The organism is Clostridium sp. TF11-13AC, assembly GCF_003481065.1.
GTDB classification, from domain to species: Bacteria; Bacillota; Clostridia; order Lachnospirales; family Lachnospiraceae; genus Otoolea; species Otoolea fessa.
Genome location: NZ_QUKJ01000002.1, coordinates 306815 through 328368, shown reverse-complemented (window position 1 = coordinate 328368; position 21554 = coordinate 306815). Strand labels below are relative to the sequence as shown.

The window sequence follows — 21554 nt, the reverse complement described above, 5'->3', positions numbered from 1 at the left end:
TTTTGCCGATGCTTCGCATTCCAAATCGGCAAAATCCGCCACCTCCACGTTTTCATACGGCACTTTCGGTTCCAAAAGTGCCTACTTGTGAGCAGCTGCCTGCGCTTCTATTTTTTCCGCCAGATCGTTCAGATACATCCAGCGGTCCATCTTTTCTTCCAAAAGAGCTTCTTTTTCCTCTTTTTCCTTTATGATGCCGTTCAGAGCCGTATAATCGCGGGCAGAGTCCTGCATCTGCTGCTCCAGATCCGCGATTGCCTCTTCCAGCGCCGCGATATCATCCTCGATCGTCTCCCACTCTTTCTGCTCCATATAGCTGAATTTGAGCTTTTTCTCGCGCTGGCGACCGCGGTTTTTATCCTTTGCCGTCTCCGCTGCATCTGACGTTCCCGCACCAGAAGCGCCTCCGGTCTTCTGGCCTCTGCCGTGTTCCTGACCGGATTCCTCCATCTCTGCCGCTATGCGTTCCCCACAGGCTGCCTGATAGTCGGTATAGCCGCCCTCATACTGACGGATCGCGCCGCCGCCCTCAAAGGCGAAGATCCGGCGCACTACGCGGTCAAGGAAATACCGGTCATGCGATACCGTAATCACGATCCCCTGGAAATGATCAAGATAATCCTCCAGAATCGTCAGCGTGCCGATATCCAGGTCGTTGGTCGGCTCGTCGAGCAGAAGGACGTTTGGCGCGCCCATCAGGATATGGAGCAGATAGAGTCTGCGCCGCTCGCCGCCCGATAACTTGCCAATCAGCGTGTACTGCATATGGGACGGGAACAGGAACCGTTCCAACATCTGGGATGCCGATACCAGCCCGTCCGCCGTCCGCACGTACTCTGCCACATTTTTAATGTAGTCGATCACGCGCATCGACTGATCCATATCTTCGTTTTCCTGTGAAAAATAACCCATTTTTACGGTCTGGCCGATGATCGCCTCGCCCGAATCCGGTTTCACCCAGCCGGTAATCATCTTCATCAGCGTCGATTTGCCGCTGCCGTTCGGTCCGATGATGCCGATGCGGTCATCCTTCAAGAAGATATAGGAAAAATCATCGATCAGGAGGCGGTCACCATACGCCTTATGAAGATGGTGTGCCTCGACCGTGGTTCGTCCGAGACGGCTGGAAATCGAGCTCATCTCCACATTTCCATCTACTTTCGGCGCTTCCACCGCACTCAACGCCTCGAAGCGCTGAATACGCCCTTTCTGCTTCGTGCTGCGTGCCTGTGCGCCGCGTCGGATCCACGCCAGCTCCGTCCGCAGGATATTCTGGCGTTTCTGCTCCGAGCTCACCGCCATCGCCTCGCGCTCTGCCTTTAATTCCAGATAGCCCTCATAGCCGGACTGATAACTGTACAGCTTTCCCTTGTCCAGTTCGACGATGCGGTTCGTCACGTTATCAAGGAAATACCGGTCGTGCGTGATCATCAGAAGCGCGCCGCGGAATTTTTTCAGGTACTCTTCCAGCCAGTCCGCCATCGCACTGTCCAGATGGTTCGTCGGCTCGTCTAAAATCAACAGATCCGCCGTCGATAACAGCACCGCTGCGAGGGCAACGCGCTTTCTCTGTCCGCCCGAAAGTGTCTCCACCTTGGCACTATAATCGGTGATTCCAAGCTTATTCAGCATGGATTTCGCATCGCCCTCGAGATCCCAGGCGTGCTCATGCGCCATATTTTCCCGGATCACGCAGTCTAAGACGGTCCGTCCCGCTTCAAACTCCGGATTCTGAGGCAGATAACGGATATAGAGATTTCGTCCCTTTACTACCGTACCCTCATCCGGCTCTTCCAGACCGGCTACAATCTTTAGAAGAGTAGATTTTCCGGTTCCGTTGATGCCGATGAGACCAATCTTATCACCTTCACCGATGGAAAATGCCACGTCATCAAAAAGCAGCCGTTCCGTATATGATTTTTTCAGATGTTCTGCTGTCAGTAAATTCATGCCTCATCCCGATCCTTTATCTGTAATTCTACCGGGCAGTGATCCGAACCCAGTATCTCCGTATGAATCTGTGTGCCCGCCAGCCGGTCCTTCAATCTCTTGGAAACACAGAAATAATCAATCCGCCACCCAGCATTCTTCTCGCGCGCCTTAAACCGGTACGACCACCAGGAATAAACGCCCTCTTTATCCGGGTAAAAATAGCGGTACGTGTCGATATATCCAGAGTCCAGAAGCTCCGTAAACTTGCTTCTCTCCTCATCCGTAAATCCGGCATTTTTCCGGTTCGTCTTTGGATTTTTCAGGTCAATCTCCGTGTGTGCCACATTCAGATCCCCACAGAAAATGACCGGCTTTTTCTCCTCCAGCTTCTTCAAAAACTGGCGGAAATCATCCTCCCACTGCATCCGGTACGGAAGTCTCGCCAACTCATTCTGGGAGTTCGGCGTATAGCAGGTCACCACATAATAATCCGGGTACTCCGCCGTAATGACGCGCCCTTCATGATCGTGCTTCTCAATGCCAAGACCGTAGCACACGCTAAGCGGCTCCTCCTTCGAAAACAACGCTGTTCCCGAATACCCCTTCTTCTCCGCATAGCTCCAATACTGATAATACCCCGGAAGCTCCAGATCAATCTGCCCTTCCTGCAGCTTGCTCTCCTGAATACAGAAAATATCCGCATCCAGCTCATGGAATACATCCAGAAATCCCTTCCCCACACACGCCCGCAAGCCGTTTACGTTCCAGGAAATCATTTTTTTCATTCTATCTCTCCTTTTTATCAAATAAGGTTTTTCCGATACATAAAAAGACAGCAGGCAGGTGGCAGACGCTCCGAAACTGGTCTGTGGATGCAGAGCAGGCTTTCGCCTATCAGTTGTACGCATCTTGAACACGCTTGTCTGAATGGGGCGGACGCAAGTCCGACACAGACGAACAAGTGTAGTGAAAGCAATCGAACAACGATAGTGCGAAGAGCCAGCGGCGCATTCACAGACCTGTTTCGGGGCGGCTGCTGCCTGCCCCACCTCTCTCATTTTTATAAATCTACGTGTAAATCCTGATGTTTAATCCCATGTTTCTCCACATATCCCGTCAGCATCAGGGTCAGCGCACCATCACCCGTTACGTTGCAGGCAGTACCAAAACTGTCCTGAAGCGCAAAGATCGTCAACATCAGCGCCGTTCCAGTCGCATCGAAACCGAGGACACCGGTGATCAGTCCCAGGGATGCCATAACCGTACCGCCCGGAACACCCGGTGCACCTACGGCAAATACACCTAAAAGAACACAGAACAGAACCATCGTCATCATATCCGGGAGGGCGCCGTACAAAATCTTGGATACCGTCATGACAAAGAATACCTCGGTCAGAACCGAACCGCACAGATGGATATTCGCAAACAGCGGAATACCGAAATCAACCATATCGTCACGAAGCGGCTCTGCCTTTTTGGCACAGCTGAGCGCCACTGCCAGGGTCGCCGCAGAAGACATCGTACCGACTGCCGTCAGATATGCCGGACCATAATGCTTGATAACGCCTCTCGGGTCACGGCCAGAGTAAATACCAGCCAGTGTATACAGCAGAGCCATCCAGATATAGTGGCCTGCCATAACAATCAGGATAACCGAAATGAAGATCGGAGCCTGTTTTGTGATGGTTCCCTCATAGGCCAGAGAACAGAACGTAAATGCGATGTAAACCGGAAGAATCGGAATGACAATCTTCTGTACAATCTCCAGAACGATCTTCTGGAACTCGTCTAAAAGTTTCGTTACTGTCACTGCCTTGGTCCAGGTCGCTGCCAGACCCATCATAACGGAAAATACCAGCGCACTCATAACGCCCATGATCGGCGGAATGTCCAATTTAAAGACAACCTCCGGCAGACTGCGCAGTCCATCGACTGCCGACTGAATCGACATATGCGGAATCAGCGTATATCCGGCTGCCATCGAAAACAGCGCCGCGCCAAGAGACGATGTATACGCCAGAATCAGCGCTACTCCGAGCAATCTGGAGGCATTCTTTCCAAGCTTCGTGATCGACGGGGCAATAAAGCCAATGACGATCAGCGGTACACAGAACGATATAATCTGCCCAAAAATATAATTCAGCGTCACAACGAGATTCATAAAACTTTCATTTGCTATAAGACCGGCAATAATACCGATCGCTACACCCAGCACCAGCCGAAACGGCAGGCTTTTCATCAACTTGCTCATACCCATTTTTCCTTCCTAATACCTATCTCTTCATTCTTACTCTTCCCAAAGTTTTTTCGGATACAGACCGCCGTCCTTCATCCCCTGGATCGCATCTGTCACCATCTTCTTATCTTCCTTGTAGGTCACGCCGTACCAGCGGTCCACGCTCTTTAACACGGTCACCTCGGCTTTCCCCTCTTTCAGAAGTTCATCCACCACAAACGGTAGGAAATACTCACATTTGAGTGGATTTACCGACAGGTTTTTCTCCAAAAATGGAACAAAACGCGCCTTTAACTCCTTTAAGATGCTGGAGGTAAAGCCCCAGAGGTTCATCGATACAAGCGTATCCTCCCCCAGCTGCTCCCAGGTTGCGCCGTCATCCTCGGTATATTCCGCCTGATCGCCGTGCTTCTCGATGCGCGTTCTCTCGTGGATATCTGCCAGATGTCCATCCGCATCCACCGTACAGACGCCGCGCGCCACATGCCCATTTTCCGTCAATGTGTTGTAGAGATGATAGGCAACCATCGCATACTGATATTTGTCATCATCACCGCAGGATGCCAGACGATCATAGATCGCCTTGAATGCCGATTTTCCATAGTAATCATCCGCGTTGATCACCGCAAACGGTCCGTCGATCACCTCGCTGCAGCAGAGAATCGCATGACCGGTTCCCCACGGTTTGACGCGTCCCTCTGGAACCTCAAATCCATCCGGAAGGCGGTCATTTTCCTGATACACATACTCCACCTGCACGTGCTTTTCCATGCGGTTTCCGATATGTTCCTTAAACTCTTTCTCAATCGATTTCTTGATAATAAATACGACCTTTTCGAATCCAGCCTCGACTGCGTCGAAGATCGAAAAATCGATGATCAGATCTCCTTCCCGATCGACCGGATCAATCTGCTTCAAGCCGCCGTACCGGCTGCCCATACCAGCCGCCATGATCACCAGAACTGGCTTCTGACTCATGAAAATTGTCCTCGCTTTCTGTTTCTTATCCACAATTCTGCCCGTTTTCATTCAAAGCAGAATTGCCTATTTCCTTTTATTTTAAACCAATTCGGGCAGACTGTAAACAGTAAAACAAAAACCCGGCTGCCGTTTTATTCCATAGAGCGGATATTCTTTTTTTGTTTACATTTTTATAAATGTATTTTTTACTGTTTCTACACCAGTTAATTGTATCTTTTAGTTCTGCGCATACTTGTATGATAGATTGTTTTCACAAATATTTGATGTATGCGGGAGGTGCTTTAAATGATTGCTGCTGGTGACCGGCTCCGTGATTTACGGGAGGACAAAGGAAAAACGCAGGCGGAAATTTCCAGTCTGCTGGGTACAACTCAGCAAATCTATTCCCGCTATGAAACAAACCGGACGGATCTGCCTCTTCGGCATCTGATAAAACTGGCGGATTATTACCAGGTCAGCGCCGATTATATTCTCGGTCGAACCTCCTACCCGAAGAATCCGCCCGAAATGGCGAAACCATTTCTTAAAAATGTCACCTATGGAGAGGTCAATGGGCGTATCTCATCATTCCAGACTTCCACGAAAAAGCAGTTGATCGAATACATCAATTACCTGGTTTATCTGGAATCACGCCATAAGAAGGATTGATCACGCCAAAAACGGGACATTGACACCATAGATGTGCAAAAGACAGCTCCAGGCATCGCTCACATGCAGCGTCTGGGGCTGTCTTTTATCTTTCAGACTTTTGTGCTTTCATCTCGGCAATTGAATAACCGAGGATTCTCGCTTATTATCCTAAATCACTTTGATTCCAGCTCTTAGTCGTCCTCTTCCTCACTATCCGTAACAGTAAATACCTGACGTTTTCTCGCCATCTCATCGTTTGCCAGATACTCATCGTAAGTAGTAATCTTATCGATCAGCTTGCCGTTTACGATTTCCATGATACGGTTTGCGGTCGTCTCAACGATCTGGTGGTCACGGGAGGAGAATAACAGCACGCCCGGGAACTTGATCATACCGTTGTTCAGAGCGGTAATGGACTCCATATCCAGATGGTCGGTCGGCTCGTCCAGAATCAGGACATTGGAACCGGAGATCATCATCTTAGAAAGCATGCAGCGCACCTTCTCACCACCAGAAAGGACGCGGACCTTCTTCACGCCGTCCTCACCGGCAAACAGCATACGTCCTAAGAATCCGCGGACATAGGTCACATCCTTAACCGGAGAGTACTGGGTCAGCCAGTCTACGATCGTGTCGTCGTTATCGAACTCTTTCGAATTGTCCTTCGGGAAATATGCCTGACTGGTGGTCAGACCCCATTTATAGGATCCCTCATCCGGCTCCATCTCGCCGGAAAGAATCTTGAAGAGAACGGTCTTTGCCTGCTCGTTCGGTCCTACAAATGCTACCTTGTCCTCGCGTCCGAGAATGAAGGAAATATTATCAAGAACCTTCACACCATCGATAGTCTTAGACAGGTTCTCTACGCTTAATACCTCATTACCGATCTCACGTTCCGGACGGAAGTCGATATACGGGTACTTACGGCTGGACGGTTTGATCTCATCTAACTCAATCTTCTCCAGAGCACGTTTTCTGGAGGTTGCCTGCTTAGACTTGGAAGCATTGGCAGAAAATCGCTGGATGAACTCCTGCAGCTCCTTGATCTTCTCTTCCTTCTTCTTGTTGGCTTCCTTCATCTGCTTGATCATCAGCTGGCTGGACTCGTACCAGAAATCGTAGTTTCCGGCATAGAGCTGAATCTTGCCATAGTCGATATCTGCGATCTGGGTGCAGACTTTATTTAAGAAGTAACGGTCATGAGATACCACGATAACCGTATTCTCAAAGTTGATCAAGAACTCCTCGAGCCATGCGATCGCATCGAGATCCAAGTGGTTTGTCGGCTCGTCGAGAAGCAGGATGTCCGGGTTTCCGAACAGTGCCTGTGCCAGAAGAACTTTGACCTTCTGGGCACCTGTCAGATCTGCCATCTGTTTGTAGTGGAGATCCGTCTCGATTCCCAGACCATTTAAAAGGTTCGCCGCGTCGGACTCTGCCTCCCAGCCGTTCATCGTGGCGAACTCGCCCTCCAGCTCGGCAGCCTTGACGCCGTCCTCCTCGGAGAAGTCTTCCTTCATGTAGATGGCTTCCTTCTCTTTCATGATCTCGTAGAGTCTCGCATTTCCCATAATAACGGTATCAAGTACCGGATATGCGTCATATTTAAAGTGATCCTGCTGTAAGAATGAAAGTCTCTGTCCCGGTGTGATGATAACCTCACCATTGGTCGGTTCCAGCTGTCCGGACAGGATTCGTAAAAAGGTAGACTTTCCGGCACCGTTGGCACCGATGAGTCCGTAGCAGTTTCCCTCGATAAATTTAATGCTTACGTCCTCAAATAACGCCTTCTTTCCTACTCGCAGTGTTACATTGCTTGTACTAATCATGGCAATTTCCTTTCATACTGTTCAAATCGTTCATACTCCCCAGGTGCATCTTTGCCCCGGGCGGGTGCAATCCATGTATATTTTACAGGTTTTTCCCGAATTTGCAAGCATTTTACGGGTTTTTATTCCCATCCGACAAAAACTAAAATCTTCCGAACGTATCCACCAGCCAGGACAAATAATCTGCCCGCTCATCCGTAAACTGCCCCGGAACCAGACGCCAGCGCCAGTTTTCCCCGAGGGTTCCCGGCGTATTCATGCGCGCCCAGTTATCGAGCTTCAACACATCCTGCATCTGGAAAATGGCAACGCTCGCGACTGAACCGTATGCCGCGCGGAACACGCGGTCTACCACCTCACTCTGGTGTGCTGCACCGAGGTAATCGGCAATGTACTGAAGTTCCCACCACTGACGTTTTTCCGGTTTGAAATACCCCGCCAGCGTCTCATTGTCGTGCGTTCCACCGTAGACTACGGAGTTCGGGTCATAGCAGTGCGGCAGATGCTCGTTGAAACGGTCGCCACTGAACGCAAACTCAATGATCTTCATGCCCGGATAGCCCGTCTCTGCCAGCAGATCCTTGACCTCCTGACAGAAGACACCCAGATCCTCCGCGATGATCTTCGTCTCGCCTGCCGCCTCGTCAAGTGCGTCGGTCAGCTTTTTGCCCGGACCTTTCTCCCACTCGCCGTCTTTCGCAGTCACAGCGCCATACGGGATTGCATAATACTGCACCACGCCGATGAAATGGTCGATCCGCACCGCATCGTAGAGCTTCGCGGACGCTTTCATCCGGCTTCGCCACCAAGCGAAATCGGTTTGTTCCATTTTCTCCCAGTCGTAAAGCGGGTTGCCCCAGAGCTGTCCATCCTCTGAAAATGCATCCGGCGGCACACCCGATACCTTGAGCGGCGTCAGATTTTCCTCGTCGAGCTGGAACAGCTCCGGGTGGCTCCAGACATCCGCGCTGTCGAGCGCCACGTAAATCGGAATATCGCCGACGATCTGAAGTTCTTTTTCTTTTGCATACTGTTTTAATTTTTTCCACTGTTCAAAAAACTTAAACTGTAAGAACTTCCAGTAATTTATTTCTTCTGCCAGCTCTTCGCGGCATGCCGAAAGCGCCTCCGGACGGCGGAACCGGATGTCCTCGTCCCAGTCCATCCAACCTTTTCCTTCATATTTACCCTTGACTGCCATGTAGAGCGCATAGTCGTCCAGCCATTCTTCATTTTCTTCCAGAAATGCCTGATATTCCTCACTTTCCTTATGGCTGCTCCGCTCATACGCCTTGCGCAGAAGCGGAAAACGGTAATAATACAGCGCGTCATATTTGACCTGATCCTGCTTGTCGCACCACCAGCAGGCGTCTATCTCATCCTGGGTCAGAAGTTTCTCGTCTTTCAGCGTATCCAGATCAATAAAATACGGATTTCCCGCAAATGCAGAGTAGGACTGGTACGGGCTGTCCCCGTAGCAGGTCGGTCCCATCGGAAGCACCTGCCAGTACGTCTGGCGTCCGCGTTTTAACTGATCAATAAACTCATACGCCGCCCGTCCGAACGTACCGATTCCATACGGCGACGGCAGGCTGAAAATCGGCATCAGTACGCCTGCGCCGCGTTTTAACATTGTCTTCATCGCTTCGTTTCCTCCTATTCTGCCCGATATACTGTCTCACCGCTGCAGATGGTATAGTGAACCTTTCCATAGAGCTTCACTCCCACAAACGGGGAGTTAGACGCCTTGGAATGGAATTTTTCTACGGTATATGGTGTCTGGTCGTCAAAAAGAACCAGATCCGCCGCGCCGCCCTCGCGGATGCGTCCCGCCTCCTTCATCCGGTACAGCTTCGCCGGATTCAGGCACATTTTCTCAAACAGAGTCAGATAATCAATGTGACCAGCTTTTACCAGCCTGGTAACCGCCAATGGCAGGGAGGTTTCCAGCCCGATGATGCCGCTCGGTGCCTCGGTCAGCGGTTTTTCCTTCTCCTCGGCGCTGTGCGGTGCATGATCCGTCGCAATCATATCAATCGTGCCGTCCTTGATTGCTTCAATCAACGCCTCGCGATCCGCAGCACTCCGCAGCGGCGGATTCATTTTCGCCAGTGTTCCGTACTCCAGAACCGCCGTCTCGTCCAGTGTAAAATGATGCGGTGTCACCTCCGCCCAGACATGCGCGCCCAGCTTTTTCGCCAGCCCGACCATCTGCACCGCATTACGGGAACTGATGTGCTGGATATCCACATCTGCGCCCGTGTGAAGCGCGATCATGCAGTCGCGCGCCACCATCGAATCCTCCGCCAGCGCCGGGGAACCACCGATTCCCAGCTGCTCGGACACCGGACCGCGGTTGATGCCGTTGTTGAAAATAAATGCCGGATCCTCCTCATGGAAGCTGAGCGGCACATTGAGACGTTTCGCCGTCTCCATCGCCTCTTTGACCAATTTTTCGCTCATCAGCGGGATTCCGTCATCCGTAAATCCGATCGCACCCGCCTCTTTGAGGGACTCCATATCGGTCAGTTCTTTTCCTTGAAATCCCTTCGAGACTGCCGCGCAGGTTTCCACGTGGATTCCCGTTTTCGCACCCTTTTCCAGAATATACCGGACAATCTCCGGCGTATCGGCAACCGGTTTCGTGTTTGCCATACAGACCACCGTCGTAAAGCCGCCCGCCTTCGCAGCCGCCGCGCCCGTCTCGATGTCCTCCTTGTAGGTCAGACCCGGATCGCGGAAATGCACGTGGACGTCCACCAGTCCCGGCGCGACGATCAGCCCTTCTGCATCCAGCACCTCGGCATCCGCCGGGATGAACGGTGCGTCAGATGCCTCATCTGATTCTGATTTTGTATCTTTTTTCACGATTTTCTGGATTTTTCCATTTTCAATCCACAAATCTGCCCTTCCGTCGAATCTGCTCTCCGGATCGATGACTCTTCCGTTTTTAATTATTTTTACCATTCTAACCCCTTTTTAACTCATATGTTAAAACGTAACTGTTCAGTACCTTCACAATCACGTCAAAACATTTTTTCAGACAAACTCAGCCCTTAACTCCTCTTCGCCGGCACGATCTCCAGCCAGTATCCATCCGGATCGTTAATGAAATAAATACCCATCGCCGGATTTTCAAAACAGATGCATCCCATTTCCTTATGTTTGGCATGTGCCGCCTCCATGTCTTCCGTCTCAAATGCCAGATGGAACTCATTGTCGCCCAGGTTGTAGGAGTCCTTCTCCCAGTCGCGCAGCCAGGTCAGCTCCAGCTGGTAGCTGGTCGTGGCGTCGCCCAGATAAACAAGGATAAAGCTTCCGTCTGCCGCCTCCTTGCGGCATACCTCCTTAAGTCCCAGTGCTTCCTCATAAAATTTCAGTGACTTGTCCAGATCGATGACATTGAAATTGTTGTGTGCAAATGTAAATTTCATCGAATAAACTCCTCTCCTTCCTTGTGAATCTCTACAATCCGATCCCGCCAGCCTTCACTGGATGGATGTTCGATTAATTTTGGTATAATCGTATAATCTTCCCAGAAATGCATCGGGAAAATCCATTTTGCGTCCGCCTGCTCCATAAAACCGGCAGCGCCCAGATAAAACCACTGCTCCTGCCTCGGATCGACCGGGATAAATGCCAGATCCGCCGTGCGCCCGGAAAGCTTTTTCATCTCCTGTTTATAAGAAGCCGCCATATTCCGGTTCCATGCCATATCTTCGCCTTCCCACCACCAGTTATTTAAGTCACCGGCGTGATAAATCTCCTTTCCTTCGCAGGAGAGCCAGAAGGCGACGCCTTCGTCGGTGGAATGGAACGTCTCGACGATAAGGCTTTCTTCAGAAATATTCAGGCAAAATCTTTCTCCTGCCTTTACCAGCCGTATCCTGTCTTTATATCGTTTACGATATTCCTCTGGTATCTTTTTCCCAATCTCTTTTGAGAGAATATAAAAAACATTTTCCCGTTTCTCTCCCAGCTGAAAGATTACCGGAGCATAATGATCGGCATGGAAATGGCTCGCAAAGATAAAGAGGGGCTTCCCTGCCGGGAACTCCGGGAGAGTTCCCTTAAAATAATCAAACAGAATCACGGCATTTTCAAGCTCAACTGAAAACGAGCTGTGATGAATATATGTGATTTTCAAACGAATTAATTCCCTTCTATAATGAAAAAGAATGTGCCTTGGCACATTCTCGCGCCGAGCGCGGTCGCTTGCGACATGTTTCTGCTTCGCGCGAGTGCGCATCATTGGCACGTTAGTGCCTTTTTGTGTAATAAGAAATTTCAAGGAATTTCCTATTACACGAAACAACAGCCAGCCAAAAGTATCCCGCATACGATACTCGCAGCGCTTTCAGCCGGCTGTGCTCTCTTCGCAACCTTTAGTTTTCTTTCTTGCTCTGTGCTTTTGCTAAGAATTTCTCATTTTTGATGATGAAACGCTCATGTGTGCCGCCGCCGATGGAACCTTTCGCGTCAAATGCCTCTACCTTAAATACGAGACGTCTGCCGTCTACTTCTACCAGCTCACTCTCACACCAAACCTGCATGCCGACCGGGGTCGCTGCATTATGGGCAATTTCCAGCTTTGTACCAACGGTTCCCTCACCGTCGTTTAAGTACGGAGCCACGCTCATCCACGCGGTTTTCTCCATCAGTGCAACCATCGCCGGAGTTGCAAACACCGGTAACAGACCGCTTCCCACTGCTGCTGCGGAATTTTCATCCGTAACCATAACTTCCTGTCTTCCCTTGATACCAGCTTCTAACATATTGTCTGCCTCTCTTTCTTTTTTGCGCCAAAATCTGCGCTGTATCAAATTTTTGTAACCGTCCCGTGCTTCCACAGCCGCCATCACTCTTTTAGCGGTATCCGTCTGTATTTCCCCGCCTTACAGCGGTTTGCCGCACTTTGGACAGTACGAAAAATCCTCATCCGTCTCAAATCCACAGGACGGACAGACCTTATGACGGTGTGATGCATCACTTCCCGTCCACGGATTTCCATTTCCATCCTGCCGAAGTGTCAGATCGCTTTCCGTGATCTCGACCTCCTCGCCCCGAAGCAGCCTCTTTCCTACCTCCGGATCCAGCTCATAGACCGCACCGCAGCACGACATTTCTACGAAAAAGCGCCGGTTCCATTTAAAAATCGGGATAAAAAAGAAACTAAAATACATATAGGTCATGTACACCTGATACCGCCCATAAGCGCCGCAGCGCCCGCAGATCACTGTTTTCAGGTACTCCAGCGGCTTCACGCCGGAACTGGTGCCACCGATAAAAAACATCCGTCTCCCCTCCTGCCATAGAACAAAGCATGTGCTCTGGCACATTCTCGCGCCGAGCGCGGTTGCTTGCGACATGATTCCTCTTCGCGCGAGTGCGCACATATATACATCATACCTAAGTAGCGCGTCTTTCGCAAGATTTTTTTACGCTCTGATGCAATTCTGATGCAATTCTCTTTCTGATAAAAGGTAACCGTTTGCAGTCAAAGGTCTTCTATGCTATGATACGTCTCATAAGAATTACATGATTTGATACTTTATGATTCAAGGTTTTATAACTTGATATTCCATTGATATAAGCAAAAAATATTTAAAAAAAAGAGGATGCCCTGCCATGAACACACATACAACAAACCTGCCTGCAATCGAAAAGCACAATTTTCCCAACTCCCACATCATCTCCTGCCTGAACCTGAACCTCGCACAGATCGCCGCCTCCGGTCAATGTTTCCGTATGCTTCCGGTTCCGGAAAAACCGGGGATCTGGTCACTCATCAGCGGGACGCACTATCTGGAAATTTCCGAGACGCCGGACGGTTTCTTCTTCGACTGCCCGGACGAAGCGCTTCCTTTTTGGAAACAATACTTCGATCTCGGCACCGATTACGGCTCTTTCATCGCCTCCATCCGCGCAGACGATGCCTACCTCGCGGCGGCGGCAGACGCCGGTTCCGGCATCCGGATTCTCCGTCAGGATCTCTGGGAAATGATGATCACCTTCCTGATCTCCCAGCAGAAAACCATCCCAAAGATCCGCGAAGCCGTCGAGACCCTGGCAAAAAAATACGGTGCGAAGAGAACCGCCGCCCTGTCCGACGGTTCTATCCGCACCTACTATTCTTTTCCCTCGCCCGAAGAACTGGCATCTGCCAGCCTGGACGACCTATTAGCCTTAAAACTCGGCTACCGCGCCAAATACATCCACCGCCTCATCCAGGATGTCCTCGCCGGAACCGTATCCTTAGAATCCCTCGCAGCCCTGCCGCCGGACGAAGCCATGACCGCACTTACCAGCCTCTATGGCATCGGTCCCAAGGTCGCCAACTGCGTCTGCCTCTTCGGACTCCACCACATCGACGCCTTCCCCGTCGATACCTGGATCGAACAGATCCTGACCAAAGAATACCTTCCCAAACATCCCATCCGCTACCGCCGCCTTCCAAAAAGCCGCCTGTACACTACTATTATCCAGGATTTTTTTGGAAGCTATAAAGGATACGCAGGGGTAATGCAACAGTATATCTTTTATTATGAGCGCAGCATCCGAAACGGAAAATTCTAAAGATTCAGCAGCGCCAATGCCACCAAAATAATCCCGCATCCCCCAATCTGTCTCCGGCTGATTGGATCCCCGAGCACCAGCACGCTCACAAAGCTGACCACCAGGATCGTGCCGACACTAAAGCTCGGATACACGATAAACGCCGGCAGTCTCGACACACTCGCCAGCAGCAGCGAGGTTGAAAAATAGTTTGGAAATCCGACTGCCACACCACTCAAAAAGTCCATCTTTCCAATCTTGCGGCGGGTTCTCTGCTGCTCGAGAAATGCCAGAACCACAGTCAGAACCAGTGCGGTCAGGAACGTATAGAACAGAAACAGCGCATCAAACCGTCTCTCGCCGATCCTCTCCGTTACCTTGGACATCCCGTCTGCCATACCGCTGACGACAAATAAAACGAGCAGAAGTCCCGCCGAACCCATCCTCCGTCTGCGTCCGCAGCCGCGGTCCCCCTCGCTGTTGATGACCCAGATCGCCACAATAACCAGCACAATTCCCACCAGCTGGAACAGCGTCGGGATCTCACCTAAAAACAGGATACTCGCCGTGACCGGAATCACGATACCAAGCTTCGCAAATGCCGACGACAGAACTGCCCCATTTTCACGGATGCATTTCTGCATCAGAACCAGATTTCCTGTAAACAAAAATCCATTCACGATTCCCGTGAGAACCGCCGTCCGGCTGCCTGCCGCAAAGATATTTTTATCTGGAAGCAGAATAAATGCCACCACCAGGCAGGTCACATAATTTCCAACCAAAATCCCATATCGGTTATCGCTGAACGTCTCACTGATCCGCAGCGCCAGCGCCAGGGACGCGCTGAAAAGAATCGCAAAAATCAGATAAATCATACCTACTTATAAGAGATCGCCAGTCTCCCGGAATTTCCGGTAATGATGCGTTCTCTTTGCCTCCTCCAGTTTTTTAAGCATGGCCGGGATATCCCCGTTTAAGGTTCCCGCCAGAATCACGTAGTTCGACGCATGGTTCGTCCGGAATACAGTGCCCGGAGAATCCACATTTTTCAGGAAAATTTCCATTTCATCCACAATTTCATCCGGAGTTATCCGCTGGAACCGCCCTTCCACGACATCTGCATACATCGGCGTGCCCTCGTACAGGCGCAGCGTCAGGAAGGATGCGTACTCCGGGTTCATCGCCGTGATGAGCTTCGCACAGGACAGGGCATGTTCTTCCACCTTGCTGCGTCCGCCAAGCCCCGAAATCAGCGTCACTGAGGTCGCGATGCCGCAGCGTTTCAGCTTCTGCCCTGCCTCAATGGTCTGTTCCGCCGTCACGCCTTTATTGATATATTTTAAAATCTCATTGTCGCCGGATTCCGCGCCCACATAGACGATTCCGAGTCCCGCCTCGCGCAGGCGGATCAGCTCTTCTTCCGATTTCCGCAAAATATCCTGTGCCGTTCCGTAGGAAGCCACCCGCTTCACGCCCGGATACAGGCGGTGGATCGCATCCAGAATTACCAGAAGATCCTCTGTTTTCATAACCAGCGCATCGCCGTCCGCCAAAAATACCTTCTCGATATACGGCGCATACGGATTGTGCGAAACCTCCGTCAAATCTGCCAGAATCTCCGCCAGGCTCCGGATCCGGAACTTCTTTTCTTTATACATATTGCAAAAGCCGCAGGTGTTGTGTGCACATCCGATCGTCACCTGAATGATCAGGCTGCGCGCCTCACTCGGCGGTCTGTATACAATTCCCTCGTAGTCCATATGATTCCTCCTTTTTCTGTATCTCCTCTGCCGGACTGCCCGCATCTGCTCCGACAGTTTCCTCTTTTTCTGCATTCTCCGGGTTTTCTATCGTCTCCCCCGGCAGCGGGAAATCCACACCCGCTTTCAGCTCCAGCACCGTGTTGTCCGTCCGGGCATCGTGCAGGATCGCCTGCAGCCTTGCCAGCCAGAAATCATTGCCGCTATAACGGATCCAGTACTGATATGCCTCGCTTTTTCTGATCTTTGCCACATCAATCTTCGTGCCCGAACAATAATCACGGTTCATATCGGCATAGAGCCTTGCCATCTCTTCTTTGATATCCTTTGATGCCGACTGCAGCGCCTTAAACGCCTGTTTCGAAATCACATCTACCAGAAACTGATCCGCATAAGCATCAAAATTGAGAAGATTCTCGTCTTCTTCCCCGTAGCGCTGCGCCCAGCCTGCTATGTCTACCTTTTTTGTATGGTAGGACAGACTGCCATCCGTCTGCCAGTTTAGGATACTGTACTGGCACGGCGCCATCGGAAGCGGAGAAGTCACTATCTCCCGGATTCCATATCCGCCCGGTGTATTCAGATTTGACGTATGCTTCTTGATTCTCTGCAAATGCAGATGCCCGCTCAAATACACCGGAACTCCATATGCTTCCAGAAGCGCGGTCACTTCTTTCGTATTTTCAATCGTGCATTCCTCCGGATAGAGTGTACTCTCATCCAGCAGATTGTGGTGTGAAACCGGAATGACCGTCACACCCTGTTTTTTCGCCTCCTCCAGCTGTGTTTTCATCCACGCAACCGTCTCTTCGCTTAGCTTTCCGCCCGTCTCATGGACCGGTTCACACATGCAGCTGTCCAGCATCATCAGCCAATATTTTTCATCCAGGCGGTAAACATAACTCAGCGAATCCGAAGCCCGGGACACCGCCTGATCATAGCCAAACTTATGGTAAATCTGGTAAAACTCTTCCGAACTTGTTCCCTCTGCCGGGGATACCTGATCATCAAAATACGTTGCCGCCCACGGGTGGTTAATATCATGGTTGCCCGGAATCACCAGCACCGGAATTCCCGCTGCCTGCACCCGCTCTAGCTTCTCTGCAAGCGCTTCATGGTTTGCTTTCTCACCATTCTGGGAGAGATCTCCGCTCAAAACCAGTGCCGATGGATGCGCCGTCCGCACCTCCTCCAGAAATGCCTCCGTAATCTCATCCAGATACGGCACGATCGTCCCATCATTTCCCATCGTATAGGTATCAAACGCCGACTGGAAATCTGTCATCTGCGGGGACTGATAGTGAAGATCCGTCGCCAGCCAGATGGTCGGCGGCATATAAACTGTCTCTTCCTGTGCCTTCTGGGGCTCTTTTTTTCTTTTATACAGCTGTTTCCGGGAAGTCCGGCGCTTTAAAGCCGTTTCTCCATCCGAAGCGTTCTCATCTGCATCATCCTGTATCACTTCCCCGGCGGATGATTCATCCTCCTCCAGATTCCCGGCGGCTCTATTTTTTTCATTCTCCGCCACATCGCCGCCATCTGTCTCAGCTTCCGAAGCTTCCGTCCCGGATGCATGCTTTTTCCCTGCATCCGGCACCAGCCATACAACCAGAAAAAGTGCGAGGACCAGCAGCAGAAGCTGTGCCCCCCGCACCAGAATCGACATCTGTCTTAACTGTTTCATGGCTGCTCCGGTTTCGGCGCATTGCTCTTACCTGTCAGAGTTTCCACACGCAGGCAGAGGACGGTGGTTCTCGCCGCTACCTCCGGAGCAAACTCATACGGTCCGCCCTCCGGGTCATACTGCTGCATGATCCTTGTCAGTGCCTCTCCTTTCTCCCCAGGAGCAGCCACACGGGATAACCGTCCAGTCCCGCAGACACTCTCATAAATCATCGTGCTTCTGCATGCCGGTTCCAGAATCTTTATCTCTTTTTCATTCTGCACACAGAATGCCACCCGGTTGTCGCGCTCCATATGCTCAATCTTCGTTCCCACCGGAGCGCCGTGGAAATACAGCACCGGCATCTCCTGGTCTTCGTTCCACACAAAACCATAATTTAACGGGATCACATACGGGTATTCATCCCCGGAAAAAGCGAGACTACACACCCGGCAGTGTTCCAAAATGGCTTTCTGCCCGTCTTTCGACTCAATCGCACGTTCTCCTCTTCGCATTATTTATCCCCCTTCTTATCCGAACCTTTCTTCTCCTGATTCTCTTTCTCCCGTTGCTCCCGTACCTTCTGGAACGCCTCGTCGCCGACTGCCACGCGGATAAACTCCTCCATCGCCTTCGTGAGGTATTTATTTCTCTTCTTGTACAAATAAACGTAACGGACCGCCAGCTCTTCATTCATCTTGTAAAAGCACAGCGGCACTTCATATGGAAGATTGACGATCAGGCCATCCGGGATGAAGGTCGCGCCCACGCCCCGTCCTGCCATGTTGAACGCAGAGACAACCTGGTCCGGTTTCATGATAATATTCGGCGAATAATTCTGGCGGCTGCACATCTTCATGCTGCGCTTGTAAATACTGTTTTCCTCTTTGACGAAGATAAACGGAGTACTCTTTAAGAGCGGCAGCGGCAGTACCGGGAACTCCGCCTGACTGTGGCGTCCTGCCCGGATATCTTCCGCGGTAAGCTGATACTGGGTCAGCTCCTCATTGATCGGAAAACTCTTCGGAACAGCCAGAATAATTCTCTCCGTGCTATAATAATACTTTTCATAATTTTTGTCATCCAGTTCCGAGTTATCGATCAGAAGATCCAGTTCCTCGGCAACCAGCTTATCGGTCAGCTGTGTGGTCGTGCCCTCCTGCAGATCAATCTTGATCTGCGGATACCGATGGGAAAACTCGCTCAACACGCCCGGAAGTACAAACGAGGTAAAAAAGATCGTTCCGCCAACCGACAGCTTGCCCGCCAGAAGCCCATTTAAGTTATTCAGTTGATTGAGCGTGTTCTGTTCCAGCGCAAACAGCTTTTCGATCGCGTCGATATAAACTTCACCGCCCGGCGTCAGTCCGATCGGAGAGGTGCTCCGGTCAAAAATCGGAGTTCCTATCTTTTTCTCCACCTTCTTGATCGCCGTGCTTAACGCCGGCTGCGTAATATACAGTTTCTGCGCCGCCTTCGAAAAACTCTTTTCCTCGTAGACCGCGTATACATACTCTTTTCCGTCGAACATGTTTCCTCCTATGTACCCTGCTTTTTCTCATCGCTGCATCCTGCGGGATATTTCATCCCGAAACTTCCCGCCCGTGAACATTCTCATTCTGTTCCATTCTTTCCCCTTTATCTACAGGGTTTCCGGCACTTTTGTCCACTTGTGATTCTATAACAAAAAATTTATAATAATTATCTTCTTATTTATATTTGATTATATACGATGAATGATATATAATCAAGTTAAAGATAAGGAACAAGAGAAAATAATTCATCTTCTTATCTTTCTGGCATAGCCAACCACCCCGATTTTCCCCAAAATCGGTTCCCATATATTGATTATTCCTCATGAGCACGCACTGCAGAACCCTCGTTCCCCAACCAACCCGCAGTTGCGTGCTTATTTGTATGTAATTTTTACCCCGTCCAGCTCAGTTTCTATCAGCTCGTCCCCATCATATGACAATTTCAATGAAAAAAACGTATCCCTTTCAATCAGAAGCTTCAAAAAGATCCGATCGCCGTCCCAGAGCCGCAGAGCCGATACATCCTTTTTCGCCACCCAGGCAAGCTCGCCCTCGTCACATTCGCGAAGCGTTCCCTCAAATCCATCCGCCGTGTACAGGCACATATATTCCGTCGGCCAGCCTTTCGCGATAAACGTCACGATTCCGCGGAAGCGCCAGGAAGTCAGAGTCAGCCCTGTCTCCTCCTTCACTTCGCGCAGCAGGCAGTTCTCCGGGCTTTCATTCTCCTCAAAATGTCCGCCGACGCCAATCCATTTTCCTTCATTCACATCCTGTTTCTTCTTGATGCGGTGCAGCATCAGATATGAATCGTCTTTTTCAATGTAGCAGAGCGTTGTCAGCGGCGAACGCTGTTTTTTTGTCTCTCCCATGCCTCTTGGTACCTCCATTTTTATTTAATGTACGCTCGGAATCTTCAGATGCCCGTAGTCCTTCGCCTCGTCCTCCAGGATATTCTGCAGAAAATCGCTCAGTTCGCTGACATAGCCGATCTTGTTCCAATCTTCCAGCACCGGATTTTCCTTTGCGGCTTCCTCGATCTGATACATCCGTCCTTCATAATAATTCACGCACAGATCCGCGTAGTACGAAGCCATTTCCTGTTTCTTCTCGTCCGTAAAAAATGCATGGCGATCCTCGATATGGCGATTCAGATCCCGAATTGCATCGCGGATTGCCGCCCGACGCAGGATCGACTCCGAATAAGCCGTAAAATCTGCCAGATCTCGGTTGTGGTACGAGTGGCGTATCGCCCAGCCGTCCACATCGACAGGTTTCGCATCATACTGGTAGGTCCCGTCGTTCCAGATGCGGACAATCCCGTAATGGCACGGAGCCATCACCATGGAACCCGTCACAACCTCATAGATGCCCGTGTCCTCGTCTTCCTTATAATGCTGGATATGCAGATGTCCGCTCAAGTGCAGGCGCACGCCATGATCCGACAGCATCCGCACCAGTTCCTCGTTGTGCTCGATCGTACAGTTGTCATAAAAGGTCCGGCTCACTCCGCTCTCATCCAGCAGGTTATGATGGCTGACGGATATCACGCGGGCGCCTTCCCGCTCCGCCTCTTCCAGAATCGGCTCCATCCACTCATACGTTTCCCGGCGGATCATGCCGCCGACCTCATTTTTCGGTTCATACTGACAGGAATCCAGCATCAGCACCCAGTTTGCACTGTCTATCTTATAAAGATAACTCAGCGATGCCGGATCCCGGCTGTCCGCCGCTACATAGCCAAAATCAGCATAGATATCCCGGAACTCGTCCGCTGTGATGGACTCCACCTTTTCCACTCCATCCGCCGTATAGCGGCGGGCATCCGGGTTATTGATATCGTGGTTTCCCGGTATAACCGCGACCTCAATTCCCGCCTCGCTGAGTCCTTCCAGAAGTTCTGCCAGTTCCTCATGGCTCGCTTTCTCTCCGTCCAGCGTCAGATCTCCGCTCAGAATCAGGAGGTCTGGATCTTCCTTCTTCATATCATCGAGAAAGGCGTCCATGACCTCCCAGCCGTACTCCAGCACGCGCCCGTCTCCGCCCCTCGCCATTCCGACAAAGGAATCACAGCGGTTTCCTGCCAGTTTCTCGGCAAAATAGTGCATATCCGTTGCCACCACGATCTTCTTTTCCACGAAATGGTCCTCGGTTTCCTCTTCCCCGCTTTCTTCGTCTTCGGCAGCCTCATGGCTCTCCTGTGTCTCCTCTGTCTCAGCTGTCTCAGTCTCCGACTCCTGTGTGGCACCCGGACTTTCCGTTTCCGCCTTGCTGGAAACCTCCGTCGCGTCTGCCTCCTTCGATAGAAACGAACAGCCGCCAAGCAGCGCTGCCAGAAGGACTGTTGCCATCACTATACATCCTTTGTTTCTTCTACTTTTTCTCACTGTACCTATCCGCTCCTGTTTTCTCTCTATCTTTCAATTTCTGTAA

20 protein-coding genes are annotated in these 21554 nt (G+C 50.9%); 2 read left to right on the top strand and 18 right to left on the bottom strand.

Annotation, left to right across the window (positions count from 1 at the left end; translation table 11 throughout):
* Window positions 1-81: 81 nt before the first annotated feature.
* The 4 genes from DXD12_RS05695 to DXD12_RS05680 all read right to left on the bottom strand — a co-directional run bounded on the left by DXD12_RS05695 (window position 82) and on the right by DXD12_RS05680 (window position 5146).
* Window positions 82-1950: an ABC-F family ATP-binding cassette domain-containing protein gene (locus DXD12_RS05695; RefSeq protein ID WP_118538448.1), complete on the bottom strand. Its 1869-nt coding sequence runs from the start codon at window positions 1948-1950 to the stop codon at window positions 82-84.
* Window positions 1947-2717 (bottom strand): exodeoxyribonuclease III, encoded by a 771-nt coding sequence (locus DXD12_RS05690; protein WP_118637774.1) that lies wholly within the window; start codon window positions 2715-2717, stop codon window positions 1947-1949. Before DXD12_RS05690 ends, DXD12_RS05695 begins: the two co-directional genes overlap by 4 nt.
* Before the next feature lie 275 nt (window positions 2718-2992).
* A complete protein-coding gene (locus tag DXD12_RS05685) occupies window positions 2993-4183 on the bottom strand; it encodes a dicarboxylate/amino acid:cation symporter (RefSeq protein ID WP_118469113.1) in 1191 nt (396 codons plus the stop codon).
* Window positions 4184-4219: 36 nt separating this feature from the next.
* On the bottom strand, window positions 4220-5146 hold the full coding sequence (locus DXD12_RS05680) for a sugar phosphate nucleotidyltransferase (protein WP_107001017.1): 927 nt from the start codon (window positions 5144-5146) through the stop codon (window positions 4220-4222).
* A gap of 288 nt (window positions 5147-5434) precedes the next feature.
* Between DXD12_RS05680 and DXD12_RS05675 the strand changes: the two genes are divergently transcribed.
* A complete protein-coding gene (locus DXD12_RS05675; protein ID WP_022360587.1) occupies window positions 5435-5797 on the top strand; it encodes a helix-turn-helix transcriptional regulator in 363 nt (120 codons plus the stop codon).
* 173 nt (window positions 5798-5970) lie between these two features.
* Here the strand turns inward: DXD12_RS05675 and DXD12_RS05670 are convergent, their stop codons facing one another.
* From DXD12_RS05670 to DXD12_RS05640, 7 genes are all read right to left on the bottom strand, one after another.
* Window positions 5971-7608 (bottom strand): ATP-binding cassette domain-containing protein, encoded by a 1638-nt coding sequence (locus DXD12_RS05670; protein ID WP_022360588.1) that lies wholly within the window; start codon window positions 7606-7608, stop codon window positions 5971-5973.
* A 142-nt stretch (window positions 7609-7750) separates the two neighbouring features.
* Window positions 7751-9250, bottom strand: coding sequence for a 4-alpha-glucanotransferase (malQ, locus tag DXD12_RS05665; protein ID WP_118637772.1), 1500 nt, complete (start codon window positions 9248-9250; stop codon window positions 7751-7753).
* Window positions 9251-9264: 14 nt separating this feature from the next.
* On the bottom strand, window positions 9265-10575 hold the full coding sequence (locus DXD12_RS05660; protein WP_107000802.1) for a dihydroorotase: 1311 nt from the start codon (window positions 10573-10575) through the stop codon (window positions 9265-9267).
* Between the two features lie 89 nt (window positions 10576-10664).
* Window positions 10665-11042, bottom strand: a complete 378-nt coding sequence (locus tag DXD12_RS05655; RefSeq protein ID WP_118637770.1) for a VOC family protein — start codon at window positions 11040-11042, stop codon at window positions 10665-10667.
* Window positions 11039-11755, bottom strand: a complete 717-nt coding sequence (locus DXD12_RS05650) for an MBL fold metallo-hydrolase (protein ID WP_107000804.1) — start codon at window positions 11753-11755, stop codon at window positions 11039-11041. Before DXD12_RS05650 ends, DXD12_RS05655 begins: the two co-directional genes overlap by 4 nt.
* A 238-nt stretch (window positions 11756-11993) precedes the next feature.
* Window positions 11994-12383 (bottom strand): thioesterase family protein, encoded by a 390-nt coding sequence (locus DXD12_RS05645; RefSeq protein WP_022360593.1) that lies wholly within the window; start codon window positions 12381-12383, stop codon window positions 11994-11996.
* A gap of 120 nt (window positions 12384-12503) precedes the next feature.
* Entirely contained in the window at window positions 12504-12902 is a 399-nt protein-coding gene (locus tag DXD12_RS05640) for a zinc ribbon domain-containing protein (RefSeq protein ID WP_118637768.1), read from the bottom strand.
* Window positions 12903-13236: 334 nt separating this feature from the next.
* On the opposite strand from DXD12_RS05640, the gene DXD12_RS05635 reads away from it, so the two are divergent.
* Window positions 13237-14184, top strand: coding sequence for a DNA glycosylase (locus DXD12_RS05635; RefSeq protein WP_107000805.1), 948 nt, complete (start codon window positions 13237-13239; stop codon window positions 14182-14184).
* Here the strand turns inward: DXD12_RS05635 and DXD12_RS05630 are convergent.
* The 7 genes from DXD12_RS05630 to DXD12_RS05600 all read right to left on the bottom strand — a co-directional run bounded on the left by DXD12_RS05630 (window position 14181) and on the right by DXD12_RS05600 (window position 21472).
* Window positions 14181-15038, bottom strand: a complete 858-nt coding sequence (locus tag DXD12_RS05630) for an EamA family transporter (protein WP_107000806.1) — start codon at window positions 15036-15038, stop codon at window positions 14181-14183. The two genes, DXD12_RS05635 and DXD12_RS05630, sit on opposite strands and share 4 nt — an antisense overlap.
* Window positions 15039-15044: 6 nt before the next feature.
* Complete coding sequence (locus tag DXD12_RS05625) at window positions 15045-15923, bottom strand: radical SAM protein (RefSeq protein WP_117796508.1); 879 nt, start codon at window positions 15921-15923, stop codon at window positions 15045-15047.
* The gene (locus tag DXD12_RS05620; RefSeq protein WP_107000808.1) at window positions 15886-17607 is read right to left on the bottom strand and encodes a metallophosphoesterase; all 1722 of its coding nucleotides are present in this window, start codon (window positions 17605-17607) and stop codon (window positions 15886-15888) included. Before DXD12_RS05620 ends, DXD12_RS05625 begins: the two co-directional genes overlap by 38 nt.
* Window positions 17604-18101, bottom strand: coding sequence for a pyridoxamine 5'-phosphate oxidase family protein (locus tag DXD12_RS05615; protein WP_107000809.1), 498 nt, complete (start codon window positions 18099-18101; stop codon window positions 17604-17606). Before DXD12_RS05615 ends, DXD12_RS05620 begins: the two co-directional genes overlap by 4 nt.
* Window positions 18101-19117: a LysR family transcriptional regulator gene (locus DXD12_RS05610; protein ID WP_022359453.1), complete on the bottom strand. Its 1017-nt coding sequence runs from the start codon at window positions 19115-19117 to the stop codon at window positions 18101-18103. Before DXD12_RS05610 ends, DXD12_RS05615 begins: the two co-directional genes overlap by 1 nt.
* Before the next feature lie 378 nt (window positions 19118-19495).
* The gene (locus tag DXD12_RS05605; protein ID WP_107000811.1) at window positions 19496-19993 is read right to left on the bottom strand and encodes an 8-oxo-dGTP diphosphatase; all 498 of its coding nucleotides are present in this window, start codon (window positions 19991-19993) and stop codon (window positions 19496-19498) included.
* Window positions 19994-20017: 24 nt separating this feature from the next.
* Window positions 20018-21472, bottom strand: a complete 1455-nt coding sequence (locus DXD12_RS05600; RefSeq protein ID WP_118637766.1) for a metallophosphoesterase — start codon at window positions 21470-21472, stop codon at window positions 20018-20020.
* Window positions 21473-21554 lie beyond the last annotated feature (82 nt).